Raw genomic sequence first — 12537 nt, forward strand, 5'->3', positions numbered from 1 at the left:
GTCATGGATTACGTGAAGCCTAGTGAAGTGTTATCCGCAATGATCGAAGCCGGCAAGGCCAAAGCGGAGCTGAGCATCACGCAGCTTATTGTACGCGGCAGCCTCGGGGGAGCGATACTGGCGTGTGCGACTACCTTAGCTTTTACAGCAACAGCTCAAACTAAGATACCTATGATCGGAGCACTTTTATTCCCTGTCGGCTTTGTAATGATTATACTGCTTGGACTGGAGCTCGTTACCGGCAGCTTTGCTTTGATTCCGCTGGCGGTGCTGGAGAAAAAGACGTCTCCCGGCCGGATGCTGAACAATTTCTTCTGGGTAATTATCGGGCACTTAATTGGCTGTGCAGTATATGCAGCCTTATATGGCCTCACTATTACAAAAATGGGGACCGATATGTCAAATCCGCTAATTCAGACGTTAATCACAACAAGTGAAGGCAAAACAACTGCTTATAAGAGTATGGGGGCAGAGGGGATGACGCTCGCCTTAATCAAGGCGATGCTCTGCAACTGGATGGTTACGCTCGGGGCAGTGATGGCAATGACCTCTAAATCCACAGCCGGAAAAATACTGGCGATGTGGCTGCCGATCCTAACGTTCTTCGGTCAAGGCTTTGAGCATACGGTGGTCAATATGTTCGTGATTCCTGCTGGAATGCTGCTAGGGGCAAAAGTCAGCTTTGGAGACTGGTGGCTCTGGAACGGTATCCCCGTTCTGCTCGGGAATTTTCTCGGCGGGGTGCTGTTTACGGGCCTGCTGTTCTATCTTTCGCAAAAAAGCTTTAAGTCCGGAGCTTCTTCCACAGCGGAGCAGCCGTCCGGACGGAGAGATGCTGTTATCTCAAGCACGGCAGCATTGGAGAAAAGCCTATGAAACAGGGAAGCATAAGTATTGTTGGAGCAGGACCGGGGGACCCGGAGCTGATTACAGTCAAAGCGCTGCGGCGCATTCAGACTGCGGATGTTATTCTCTATGACCGGCTGGTGAATGAAGAATTGCTCGCTTATGGCAGGAAGGAGGCACTGCGCATCTATTGCGGTAAAGCGCCGGGCCAGCATTCTATGCCCCAGGAAGGCATTGAAAGGCTGATGATTAAACATGCTTCCGCCGGCAGCCATGTTGTCCGCTTAAAGGGCGGTGATCCCTTCGTCTTCGGACGGGGCGGGGAAGAAGCGCTTGCCTCTGCTGCTGCGGGAATTCCCTACGAGGTCATTCCCGGCATTACTTCGGCCATCGGTGCAGCGGCTTCCGCTGGAATTCCTTTGACTCATCGCGGCCTCGCCGCTTCATTTGCCATCGTAACCGGCAGCCGCTGTCACGATCATGCTGCTCCTGTCCGCTGGGATGCGCTTGCTCACAGCGTGGATACCCTTGTCATTTACATGGGGGTAAGCCATTTGAGCGGGATCTGCGAACAGCTGCTGAAGCATGGGAAGGATGCTGCAACTCCTGTAGCGCTGATCGAGAATGGGACTACAGACCGTGAGCGGACGGTGACCGGTACGCTTGGCAACATCGACAAGCTGGCCGCGGTTATGAAGATCAGCAATCCGGCACTTATTATCATCGGTGAAGCAGTGAAAATAAGGGAACAGCTGCTGGCTCTGGAGAATGCCGCACGTTCGCAAATTGGATAAAAGTGAGTGCAGTCACAGGCCTTGGTTGAATATAAAATCTATACTTATTCCATAATCTATTTAGGAGCAACCTGCTCTAAAGGAGAGTGGAGGATATGCAAATTCAACTGGATCCCTTAACTTCCGGACGTCTTGGAGAAAGTCTTAATGATAAACCCGGATCCTTCAAATTGTTCTATGACACGGAAGATTGCGGCTGCAACGGTGTTTTGGTCTTGTTGATCGTAATTGAACCTAATATTACGGATATCGTCTTCCAGCAGCAACCGTTCGTCTTTCTCTGCGACCGCCAGCAGGAATCATTATTTGATGAGGTGATGCGGCTGGAGGCCGACGAACATTATCCATCCTATAAGCTGACAAGTGATTCCTCTTTATTCGGAAGCAATATCAGAGTTAGGGATGGCCGGCAATAAATTTGTCAGAAGACAAGACAAGAACATAATCCTTTGAGAATCCGCGCTCTGCGCGGTTTTTCATTGTAAGGGGCTCGGTTATTATCCTTCCCTTCGGACAAGAACGGGTCCCTTTGCCGGTGATGTACTCCTGAAATTTCTGTAAAAAGTGTGTTCCTTATGATGCCAGGAAGGACTTGATCTCTCAGAGTCCAGTTGTTTCCAGTTTCTTCATATAATTTTGACTGTGTACAATAAACTCTGCGGTCACCGGAGAAACGTACTGAAAGTCACGTACGGCAAGTACGACCTCGCGTATTATAGCTGGTCGAAGGGGAACAGCCGTCACTTTTGGCAATACCTCGGGCATATACAGTTCGGGCAGGATAGTGACCCCGACCCTTTCCTGCACCATGGAGAGGATTGTGGCCGGATCCCTCACCTCGAAGGTGACATTCGGTACATTGCCATGCTCCTGTAACAGTTTTTGGATGCCGTAGTCTTTAACCATAATAAAGCATTTGCCCCTCAGTTGATCGAAAGTGAGAAACGGTTCGTCTTTCAGCGGACTATCGTTTGAAACAAACACCTTCATTTGATCCTGAAGCAACGGAAACGTCTGTAGCTCTTTGTCAGGCGTGGTGGTAAAGCCGACATCTACTACGGAGCCGGAGATCCAGCTGTGAATCTCTTCGTAACTCCCCTCAAACAAGACAATATCAATCTGAGGAAACAACTCCCGGAACGAACCGATTATACCGGGAAGCACCTTAGCGGATACGCTGGGAATGACGCCGATGCGAAGCGTTCCCGCTTCCAATCCCAGGGAAGCAGAGGATTCCTCTCTCATACATGATGTAATACGCAAAATTTCCCGGGCATGCTGAATCATCCGTTCACCGATGTAGCTCGTGGAGATGCCGCGCCGGTTGCGGTGAAACAACAAGATTCCCAATTCCTTTTCCAGACTATTGATCATTTGCGATACCGCCGACTGCGTAAACCCCAAGGCATCAGCCGCTCTGGTAAAATTTTTGTGCTCCGATACTGCAATTAGAACTTGTAGCTGCGTAAGTGTCATGTTTTCTCCTTTGACATTAGTAAATACTTATTAAATATATAATAAAGCATAATTTCACTAATGGTATACTGCGTCGTATAATCTACCTTGTGAGCAGTGAATTAACTGTAAAAAGGGAGGAATATTCATGCATCCTGAGTGGAAAAGCATCTGTAATGATTTTATCCAGGCAACCTCTTACGCTGTCGGTGATTTGGAAAAAGGTTGGGCGGCGAAGTATGACTTTTCTAAAGCTCCGCCTACGTATTTGCGGTATGAAGACGCTATTGTGCATATCCCATTGGGAAATCCGGATTTTCCGGACGCTCCAGCCCTGTGGGAACTGCTGAACAACCGCCGTACCAAGCGTAATTTCACCAACGTGCCACTTTCATTGAACGAATTAAACCTATTGCTCTGGGGAACACAGGGAATTACTGCAAATATGGAGGGGTATCAACTTCGGACAACGCCTTCCGCAGGAGCACTTTATCCGATTGAAACTTATTTGCTGGTGAATAACGTGGTAGGGTTGGAAAAAGGACTGTATCACCTGGATGTAGAGCGCTGGACCTTGGAAGGGTTAAAACTGGAGGATGTAGCGCAGGTTGCCTATCTGTTTACGGAGGAGCAGGAGATGACCCGCCGGGCTGCCGTTAACTTTGTTTGGACCGCTATGGTTGGACGCACGGAAGACAAGTACAACGAACGGGCATATCGGTACATATGGTGGGATGCAGGCCATGTCTCACAGAATCTTCATACTGTCGGGAACGGGTTGGGGTTGGGGGTAGCCACCATAGGCCACTGGTTTGACAAAAACATGAATGAATATCTGGGTATCGACGGGAGCAGTCATCTCTCTGTTCTGATGGCATCCGTAGGCAAAACAACAGGAAAAGGCTGGAAGCATGATAGACGGCCTACTTAAGTAGCGTAAAGAGAAGGAGATGAAAATAATGAGTAATTTTGCTAAAACACCACAACCGCCGTATTATGCGGTTATCTTCTCAAGTCAACGTACCGAAGGAGATCATGGATACGATAGCATGGCAGAGAATATGGTAACATTGGTGTCCAAACAACCAGGTTTTTTGGGTGCGGAAAGTGTCCGGGATTCGCTTGGTTTCGGGGTAACGATCTCTTACTGGGAATCCTTGGATGCCATTAAAAATTGGAAAGCAAACGAAGCACATGGATTGGCACAGGAAAAAGGAAAAACGGATTGGTACAAAAATTACATCACAAGAATCTGTAAAGTAGAAAGAGAATACTCCTTGAATGAATTGTGAAAAGATCTTTTCCTAAATCTAAACCTTCGAGCGGATGCTAAGTGAGATGGAGTAAAATATCATCTGTATGCCAAAAACCCACCTATCTCAGCATTTCAGCATAGGTGGGTTTTTGGCATGTCTATTCGCGATGTTTAATAAGCCGTCCAGCCGCCATCTGCTACGATGACGGTTCCGTTCACGAAACTGGATTCATCGGAAGCAAGAAACAGTGCCACTTGAGCAATTTCTTCCGGTTTGCCGACCCGCGGGTTCAGGGCCAGTCCCGGCTGGGTACGCCCCATACCAAATTGATTAATGTTTGTCATTGTAGAGCCAATATTAGTCTCAACTGCGCCCGGTGCAATGGCATTGCAGCGGATTCCCTGCTGGGCATACATGAAGCCTGTATTCTTGGTGAAACCAACAACGGCATGTTTAGAAGCAGTATAGGTAGCACCGGCCCGGGCACCGTTTAATCCGCCGGCCGAGGCGACGTTGATGATTACCCCTTTTTGTTTCTCAAGAAAGAAGGGGAGAGCTTTGCGCGTTGAGAGCATCACGGAGTGCGTATTGATAGCGAAGACACGGTCCCATTTGTCATCTTCAATATCTCCGGCCGGTTCGAAATTATCCATAATTCCGGCATTGTTCACCAGAATATCCAATGTGCCATAGGTATTCACTGTAGTATCTATCAAATTCTGAAGATCTGCTTCGGACGCTACATTCGCCTTTACTGCAATAGCCTGGCCTCCGGCTGACTTGATTTCGTCCACAGTTCCTTGGGCAGTTTCTTCGTGAATGTCTGAAACCACGACCTTTGCACCTTCTTTTGCATAAAGAATGGCGATTGCCTTACCCATTCCTGAAGCTGCACCCGTAACCACAGCTACTTTGTCCTGAAGTCTCATCTGAATTCCTCCAGTGTCGCGAATATCTTCCAACCGCTAGTATCTTTTAAAGGTATCCAGTTTATGCAGAATCACTGTGCTGTACCTGTGGATCACTTCCTTAGGTTTATCTTCAAAAGCCGAAAAGACTCCGACCTCTATAGGCGGAGATGAATCGGCGGTTTTCAATTATTCAGCGAACATATGTGCTATACTGTAAGAAAACACTACAAAAGGGGGTGTCGCACATGATCGTTCATCAAGCGTATAAATACCGCATCTACCCAAATACCGAGCAACAGCAACTCATTCGTCGAATGTTTGGCTGCTGCTGCTTTGTGTTCAATCATTTCCTGGAAGAGTGGAACCAAACCTATGCCGGGACAGGCAAAGGGTTGTCCTATCAGACCTGTGCGACACAGCTCCCCGTCCTAAAAACACAATATGGCTGGCTCAAAGAAGTCGATAGTATTGCTTTACAGTCCGCCGTTCGGCATGTGGCAGATAGCTTTGACCGCTTTTTCAAAAAGCAAAATCAAGCGCCTCGCTTCAAAAGCCGGAAGCATCCAGTACAAAGCTACACCACGAAATTCACGAACGGAAATATCGCCATTGAAGGCAACCGGTTGAAGCTTCCCAAGCTCGGCTGGATGCGTTTCGCCAACTCTCGGAAGCTGGAGGGTCGTATACTGTCCGCTACGGTACGGCAAAACGCCAGCGATAAGTATTTTGTCTCCCTGGTTTGTGAGGTCGAAAAGACCCCACTCCCACAAGCAGATGCACATATCGGCATTGACTTGGGGCTTAAGGAATACGCTGTGTGCTCCAACGGCGAGCATTTTGCCAACCCCAGGTTTTACCGTCAATACGAGAAAAAGCTTGCGCTGTGGCAGCGGCGTTTGGCGAGACGCACACCAGGGGGCTCCAACTGGAAGAAAGCCAAGCAACACATTGCTCGTATTCACGAACACATTGCAAATTCCCGGAACGATTTTCTCCACAAGATGACAACGAAGCTGATCCGTGAGTGCCAAACGATCAGCATCGAACATCTGCGTGTGGCGAATATGATTCAAAATCCCAAACTCTCCAAGTCCATCGCTGATGCGTCCTGGGGCGAATGGGTGCGTCAACTGACGTATAAAGCATCCTGGTATGGACGAACCCTCCGGGTTGCCGACACCTTCGAGCCGACCAGTCAGCAGTGCCACGTATGCGGCATGATCCATCCCGAAGTGAAGAACCTCTCGATTCGAGAATGGACATGTGTAGCTTGCGGAACACACCATGATCGGGATGAAAATTCGGCTCATAATATCAAAGAGGTAGCGGTATAGCTATTACCTATAAAAATAAAACGTAGAACTGCGGGAACGCAGGGATCGCTTGCCCATAAAAGGAGGCTGCTCCTCTGTTCGCAAGAATCCACCCCTTCAAGCGTCAGCTAAGTGGTGGAGATTCAAGTTATTCTGGAAATAATTATGATAGTCTACGTGGAAGGAAGAGAGCGATTGTGAAGTATATCGGGCTGGATATTGGAACGACATCAATTTCTGGATTGGTGTATGATCTGGAGCAAAGAACTGTGCTTCATACCATTTCGGATGAGGGAGGAAATCCCCCTACGGGCACGGCAGAATGGGAAAGGCTGCAGGACCCTGAAAAAATTCTCCTGCAAGTGGAAGAGATTCTGGAGCAGCTGATATCTTGGGAACCGGAGGTGTGCGGGATAGGTTTGACCGGACAAATGCACGGCATCCTATATATAAATAGAAGCGGGCAACATGTAAGTCCGCTCTATACTTGGCAAGATGGCAGAGGGGGGCTTCCTTGCGAGGCTTCGCTTTCTTATGCGCAGAAGCTGAGTGAATCGACCGGCTACCCGGTCGCTCCAGGCTACGGGCTGGCAACACACTATTATAACCTGTTGCATGATCTTGTTCCGAATGATACCTCCAGCTTCTGTACGATTGCCGATTATGTGGCATTAAGGTTAGCAGGGTATAATGTGCCAAGAATCGACGCAACACAAGCTGCTGCGATTGGCTGCTACAGCTTACTTCTAAATGATTTTGACCGGACAGCCCTTGCTGAGGCAGGAATTGATCCGAAGGTGCTGCCACCGGTTGTACCCTCAGGAACGATAGTAGGACTCACGTCTCACGGAATTCCTGTATACACCTCGCTCGGAGATAATCAGGCAAGCTTTCTTGGAAGTGTCCCGGCTCCTGACCAATCGCTGCTGCTGAACATGGGTACAGGCAGCCAGTTGTCGGTGCTGCTGCCGGAGGGTATGGAGCAAGTTGACGGAATGGAAATGCGGCCTTATCCCGGAGGTGGGGTACTCATGGTAGGTGCTGCACTCAGTGGAGGTGAATCGTACGCTCTTTTAGAGCATTTTTACCGGCAAATCATCGAAGCTTATTCCGGAGAACCAGCGGAAGAGGTTTACAGTATAATGGATCGGCTGTTGCAGGATAATCCGGCGGGTAGCCAGGGGCTTACGGTACACTCGCAGTTTCTCGGAACCCGAACGAATCCTGAGACACGCGGCAGCATAGAAGGTATTTCTCTGGACAATTTCGCACCCGGCAATCTTGCCCATGCCTTTCTGGAGGGGATGGTTGACGAGCTGCATGCATTCTACACAGCTCTTGGAATGAAAACCGGCAAAACCTTCGATTATATAGTTGGCTCCGGTAATGCACTGCGTGCCAACACAGTATTATGTGACAAAGTCCGGTCGGCGTTCAGGATTCCTTTTAGTCTGAGTGACTCACAGGAAGAAGCGGCAGTGGGTGCGGCATTATGCGCAGCGGTAGGGTCAGGTTACCTAAGCAGCTTCAGAGAAGCCGCAGAATACATAACGCTGGAACAAAGCAATCAAACCTGCGAGGTAGAGATAAGCAGCAAGGATAAACTTCGCCTGATGGACAAATACGGTTTGTCTGCTCCAGAGCCACAGGAATCTGTTATACCGCTAATTAGTGATGCTGAGCAAGCAGAGCATACAGTACTTCCTTACACGCAGAGTGCAGGTTCAATGGAGTCCGGTTCCCGGCTAATCCCTGTACTGCCAGGGCAATCCATTGGCCCGCTGCAACTTGGAATGACCGAGACGGAGATCGCGAAAGCCGCAGCGGAATTTCCGTTATTTTATAAAGTTGAATATAACGACGCAGGATCGGCGGTATTCATCGAAATCGCCAATCCTGGGGAAGAGTGGACCTGCAGTTTTGCCGGGATTGATCTATTTGCTACCATGGCTGAGAAGCTGGCAGTTATTGTGGATCAATTATCTCCCTATGAACGGAATCCTGCGGAAACCGGATGCACCTATACTTTTCCGCAGCTGGGTCTGACGTTATGGCGGTCCGATGCCCTTAGCGAAGCGGATCTGCTTACTGAAGAGTATTTGTCGCTTCCTCCCGATATTTATGAGGATGAGAAACGGCTGCTGTATTTTGAATCGGTGTCAGTGTTTGTTCTATAAAAAAAGGAGGCTAACGATGAAACGGATGCCCTTTGAACGTCCAACTGAACATTATGATACACGGATCATGGATATTGACGAGAAAATCTGTGAGCTAATCAAGCAGCGGAAAGATATCTCCGGCAATAATCCGGGGTTTCCGCCCTTAGAGCAAATTTCTAAATGGGCGGCGGACTTCGAACTCTACGAGGATTTTTTAAAAGCGATATTCGGATCCTTGTTAAGTGAAGAGCATTTTAAACCGTTGATTGAGCCTTCCGGATTCAGACAACATATTCCCGTGCTTCAGTCTATTGAGCAGGGTGAGTATTTCTACACACTCACTTCCATGCGGCAATATAGCAATGCCAGCGTAATTACCTTCAATATAGATTGGGATGTTACTGTAGATGATCTGATCAGACATTCCTATAAGCACCACAAACATTTTGAGCTTGAGTTGGGTGAAGCTTATGACTGCCGAATGTCAGATGGCGGTAGCTCAACGGGGCGTGCCGCTTATAATTATGTGATCTCCCCGCCATTACCCGACAATATTTCGGGTGTGGAACTAAAATTTAAGGAATACATCGGACCCTTCAAGAACAAAGAGACAGGTACTGAAATTGTTTTTTGCGTGAAATGATGCTGATTTATCCCTTTACCGCCCCGCGATGTTTCCATAATGGGCTAAACAGACAACCTGCGAATATAAGCATATTTATGCCTGTTGTAATCAGGAACACCGTGCGTGGACCCGAAAGCTCAGAGATCCAGCCCGACGCTATAATGGCGAAGGGCATCCCCAGCTTGAAGATTGATCCCGTAATTCCGCTGACCCGGCCAATTAGCTGATAAGGGGTTGTCTCCTGGCGGAACGTCCAGATGCTTACCGTGCTTATCGTCTCAAACAAACCGTATAGAAACAGACCGAAGGCAAGTACATAAGCAGAATGCGACCAATAAAAGATGGTACTCGTCAACCCGACGCATAAACTGGATAACGTAATCAGCTGACCAACTGTGAAATACCCCCGCAATTTACCGATCAGCAGGCTTCCTGCCAGTCCTCCGATTCCAGCGGCCGAGAAAACGAGGCCAAGTAGCGCATTCCCGAGCTTCAGTTCATCCTTTGCGAAAAAAATAATTGTCGTATCCACCATCCCGGAAGTGCTGTTCAGAAATATAACGGCGATCGTCATCGTCCATAATAACCGGTTGGTGCGTAATTCAATCCAGCCTGCATACAGCTCTTTCCAGAAGCCGTCTCGCTTCGAAGAAGGCGATGCGGTCTCTTCATGGGTTCGAATACAGGAAAGTGTAATGAAGGCCATGGTGAAAGCAACCGCCGTAATCAGCAGAGATACATGGAGATTGGGTAGGATGAGCAATAAGCCGCTTAATACGGGTCCGGCGATCCCGACAAAGGTCGTCACGAAATTGTAGGAAGCATTTGCCGGGGTGAGCATGGACTTGGGAAGCGACTGCTTCACCATGGCAACCCGGGCGTTGGAATAGGCATACCCAAAGGTCATCAGCAGAAAACCCGCAATGTACAACAGCCAAAGAGAATGAATCCCCAGTTCGATAGCCGCGTATAACCCCGCAAGAATTACGATCTGCAGCAGAATAGCCGTTAAAGACCACCTTTTCTTATTTACCCTGTCTACCAGGACGCCAATGAACATCGCGAGCAGCAAATTCGGCAGGAATTCAATGCCCCTCATCGTCGACATAACCACGGAGGACTTCGTGAGATCATACAAAATGAGCGGTAGGGCAAGCTCATAGATCTTGTTCCCCAGCGCCATGATCGCACCTGTCCCAAGTAAAATCATAAAAGCCGGACTGCGCCAAATGGATATCTCCGGCTGTGCTTGCGTTATGTTGGATGACATTAGTTCATACACGCTCCTCTTTACGGATGGAATGACTCAAATTATACTTTTACAAAAGTGGCAGTAAAATAGAAAAGTGAATTTATTGATTTCGCCTTTTAGAGGAGTGACGATGATGGATATTGAAGATCATTACTTAACGCTGCATAAACAATATGAGTTAAAGCCGGATAAGACCTGGTTTCCCGTGTCGATGGATGAGCTTTCGGTTATCTTTGACTGCACGCGCCGCAATACGCAATTTCTCGTCCAGAAGCTGAAGGAGCATGGTTATATTGACTGGAAATCGGGACTGGGCAGGGGGAATACTTCACAGCTTGTACTTCTCCGGGACAAAGAAGAGCTGATACTTGAAAAAGCGCGCAGACGGGCGCAGCAAGGCCGGATTCGTGAAGCCTTCGAATGTCTGCAGGCTAGTAGTGACGAATCTCTGCATACGCAGTTCCACAGCTGGCTTGGTGACCAGTTTGGCATGCATAAACAGCGGAGTGATGAGGATGTGCTGCGGTTTCCCTTTTACAGGCCCGTGCCTGATCTTGATCCGCTGACAGTTGTCCGGAGAACGGAAGCACATATGATCCGCCAGTTGTTTGATACATTGGTGGAATACGATCCGCAGCAGCAGACCTTGAAGCCTGGACTTGCCCATCACTGGGAGTGTGACGAAACGAAAAGCCGCTGGACCTTTTATTTGCGCAAGGGCGTGATGTTCCATCATGGTAAAAGGCTGACAGCGGAGGATGTGCGGTTTACCTTCGAGCGTATCAGGAACTGGAGTACCGGCGATTTCCTGGCACAAAGTGTGCTGCAGGTGGAGATGAGGGGTACGTATAGTGTTTGTTTCCAGCTGGCTGAGCCGAATGCGCTGTTTGCGCATTTTATAGCCACCGAAAGGTTTTCGATCATCCCGAATGATTTGGAGCAGATAGCTGCGAGACATAACTTCGCCAGGCTGCCTGTGGGCACTGGGCCTTTTCAAATGACTGAGAATAATGAATCTATCCTGGTGCTGGAGGCCAATGAACGTTATTTTAATGGACGGCCTTTCTTGGACCGGATTGAAATGTGGGTATGGCCTAATTACGAAGAACAGCTGCGTAGCAGGGAGAGGTCTTCAGATCAAACACAGCTGCTGTATTTTGAAGCGCTTAGCAAGGGGGATTCTGACCGGACATTGAACCAATATGAGCTGGGCAGTACATTGCTAACGTTCAATTTGTCTAAAGACGGAGTAGTGCAGGACAGGCGGTTACGGGAGGCTATTCATCTTGCGCTGGACCGGAAGCAAATGATTCGGGAGCTGCAGGGGAGAAGAGCCGTGACTTCTTCAGGCTTTGATCCCGGGTGGAATGACTCCGCATATGGGAATGGCTCTGATTTGGATGCAGCCAAAGAACTGCTGCGATCCTCTACTTATGCCGGTGAAGTCTTGCAGCTATACACCTATGAGTACTTCAGCAATGAAGAGGATGTGCGCTGGATCCGGCAGGAGTGCGGCAAGCTGGGCGTTAAGGTGGAAATAAATGTGCTGCCTATTCTGGAACTGTCGCAAGCGGGGGTGCTCGTGCAGGCAGATATGATCTTCGTTGGCGAAGTGCTGGGCGGACAGCCCCCGATTGCATTAATTGAGATGTACCGGTCTCCTAACGGTTATATCCGCAACCATTTAGATGCTGCCACGTTGGCAAAAGTCGATGGACGAATCCGGGATGCTCTGGAAACTGCCGAGCCGGAGCAGAGAATGCAGATTTTGCGGGGGATCGAGGCGGAGCTGAAGCGGCAGTTCAGTGTGCTTTTTATGTATCATAGTGTGCAGACAGTCGGGCATGAGAAGTCGCTGTACGGGATCGAGATGAATGCCTGGGGCAAAATCAACTACAAGGAAATATGGATGAAGTAAGAATATAT

At 48.8% G+C, this 12537-nt stretch carries 12 protein-coding genes; 9 read left to right on the plus strand and 3 right to left on the minus strand.

Features of this window, described 5'->3' with window-relative positions:
- Window positions 1-3: 3 nt before the first annotated feature.
- From NST99_RS15995 to NST99_RS16005, 3 genes are all read left to right on the plus strand, one after another.
- A complete protein-coding gene (locus NST99_RS15995; protein WP_341093003.1) occupies window positions 4-876 on the plus strand; it encodes a formate/nitrite transporter family protein in 873 nt (290 codons plus the stop codon).
- Window positions 873-1640 (plus strand): uroporphyrinogen-III C-methyltransferase, encoded by a 768-nt coding sequence (gene cobA, locus NST99_RS16000; RefSeq protein ID WP_341093006.1) that lies wholly within the window; start codon window positions 873-875, stop codon window positions 1638-1640. The genes NST99_RS15995 and cobA overlap by 4 nt, the downstream gene beginning before the upstream one ends.
- Window positions 1641-1735: 95 nt before the next feature.
- Entirely contained in the window at window positions 1736-2056 is a 321-nt protein-coding gene (locus NST99_RS16005) for an iron-sulfur cluster biosynthesis family protein (RefSeq protein ID WP_341093007.1), read from the plus strand.
- A 184-nt stretch (window positions 2057-2240) separates the two neighbouring features.
- Here NST99_RS16005 and NST99_RS16010 read toward each other — a convergent pair whose 3' ends face one another.
- Entirely contained in the window at window positions 2241-3116 is an 876-nt protein-coding gene (locus NST99_RS16010) for a LysR family transcriptional regulator (protein WP_341093009.1), read from the minus strand.
- Window positions 3117-3243: 127 nt separating this feature from the next.
- On the opposite strand from NST99_RS16010, the gene NST99_RS16015 reads away from it, so the two are divergent.
- On the plus strand, window positions 3244-4026 hold the full coding sequence (locus tag NST99_RS16015) for a SagB/ThcOx family dehydrogenase (protein ID WP_341093012.1): 783 nt from the start codon (window positions 3244-3246) through the stop codon (window positions 4024-4026).
- A 28-nt stretch (window positions 4027-4054) separates the two neighbouring features.
- A complete protein-coding gene (locus tag NST99_RS16020) occupies window positions 4055-4387 on the plus strand; it encodes an antibiotic biosynthesis monooxygenase family protein (RefSeq protein WP_341093014.1) in 333 nt (110 codons plus the stop codon).
- 134 nt (window positions 4388-4521) lie between these two features.
- Here the strand turns inward: NST99_RS16020 and NST99_RS16025 are convergent, their stop codons facing one another.
- The gene (locus tag NST99_RS16025) at window positions 4522-5280 is read right to left on the minus strand and encodes an SDR family oxidoreductase (protein ID WP_341093016.1); all 759 of its coding nucleotides are present in this window, start codon (window positions 5278-5280) and stop codon (window positions 4522-4524) included.
- 227 nt (window positions 5281-5507) lie between these two features.
- Between NST99_RS16025 and tnpB the strand changes: the two genes are divergently transcribed.
- The 3 genes from tnpB to NST99_RS16040 all read left to right on the plus strand — a co-directional run bounded on the left by tnpB (window position 5508) and on the right by NST99_RS16040 (window position 9377).
- Entirely contained in the window at window positions 5508-6596 is a 1089-nt protein-coding gene (gene tnpB / locus NST99_RS16030) for an IS200/IS605 family element RNA-guided endonuclease TnpB (protein WP_341093018.1), read from the plus strand.
- Window positions 6597-6772: 176 nt separating this feature from the next.
- Window positions 6773-8752, plus strand: a complete 1980-nt coding sequence (locus NST99_RS16035) for a sedoheptulokinase (RefSeq protein WP_341093020.1) — start codon at window positions 6773-6775, stop codon at window positions 8750-8752.
- A gap of 16 nt (window positions 8753-8768) precedes the next feature.
- On the plus strand, window positions 8769-9377 hold the full coding sequence (locus NST99_RS16040; protein ID WP_341093022.1) for a hypothetical protein: 609 nt from the start codon (window positions 8769-8771) through the stop codon (window positions 9375-9377).
- Between the two features lie 7 nt (window positions 9378-9384).
- Here the strand turns inward: NST99_RS16040 and NST99_RS16045 are convergent, their stop codons facing one another.
- On the minus strand, window positions 9385-10629 hold the full coding sequence (locus tag NST99_RS16045) for an MFS transporter (protein WP_341093023.1): 1245 nt from the start codon (window positions 10627-10629) through the stop codon (window positions 9385-9387).
- Window positions 10630-10744: 115 nt separating this feature from the next.
- Here NST99_RS16045 and NST99_RS16050 point away from each other — a divergent pair, with 115 nt between their 5' ends.
- Window positions 10745-12529, plus strand: a complete 1785-nt coding sequence (locus NST99_RS16050) for an SgrR family transcriptional regulator (protein WP_341093024.1) — start codon at window positions 10745-10747, stop codon at window positions 12527-12529.
- The last annotated feature ends 8 nt before the right edge of the window (window positions 12530-12537 follow it).

Source organism: Paenibacillus sp. FSL L8-0470, from assembly GCF_038008625.1.
GTDB lineage: Bacteria > Bacillota > Bacilli > Paenibacillales > Paenibacillaceae > Paenibacillus_AQ.

What these genes read in the sequence shown, in the direction of transcription:
- NST99_RS15995 (WP_341093003.1), top strand. Translation starts at nt 4, where the DNA reads ATGGATTACGTGAAGCCTAGTGAAGTGTTATCCGCAATGATCGAAGCC.
- cobA (WP_341093006.1), top strand. Translation starts at nt 873, where the DNA reads ATGAAACAGGGAAGCATAAGTATTGTTGGAGCAGGACCGGGGGACCCG.
- NST99_RS16005 (WP_341093007.1), top strand. Translation starts at nt 1,736, where the DNA reads ATGCAAATTCAACTGGATCCCTTAACTTCCGGACGTCTTGGAGAAAGT.
- NST99_RS16010 (WP_341093009.1), bottom strand. Translation starts at nt 3,116, where the DNA reads ATGACACTTACGCAGCTACAAGTTCTAATTGCAGTATCGGAGCACAAA.
- NST99_RS16015 (WP_341093012.1), top strand. Translation starts at nt 3,244, where the DNA reads ATGCATCCTGAGTGGAAAAGCATCTGTAATGATTTTATCCAGGCAACC.
- NST99_RS16020 (WP_341093014.1), top strand. Translation starts at nt 4,055, where the DNA reads ATGAGTAATTTTGCTAAAACACCACAACCGCCGTATTATGCGGTTATC.
- NST99_RS16025 (WP_341093016.1), bottom strand. Translation starts at nt 5,280, where the DNA reads ATGAGACTTCAGGACAAAGTAGCTGTGGTTACGGGTGCAGCTTCAGGA.
- tnpB (WP_341093018.1), top strand. Translation starts at nt 5,508, where the DNA reads ATGATCGTTCATCAAGCGTATAAATACCGCATCTACCCAAATACCGAG.
- NST99_RS16040 (WP_341093022.1), top strand. Translation starts at nt 8,769, where the DNA reads ATGAAACGGATGCCCTTTGAACGTCCAACTGAACATTATGATACACGG.
- NST99_RS16045 (WP_341093023.1), bottom strand. Translation starts at nt 10,629, where the DNA reads ATGTCATCCAACATAACGCAAGCACAGCCGGAGATATCCATTTGGCGC.
- NST99_RS16050 (WP_341093024.1), top strand. Translation starts at nt 10,745, where the DNA reads ATGGATATTGAAGATCATTACTTAACGCTGCATAAACAATATGAGTTA.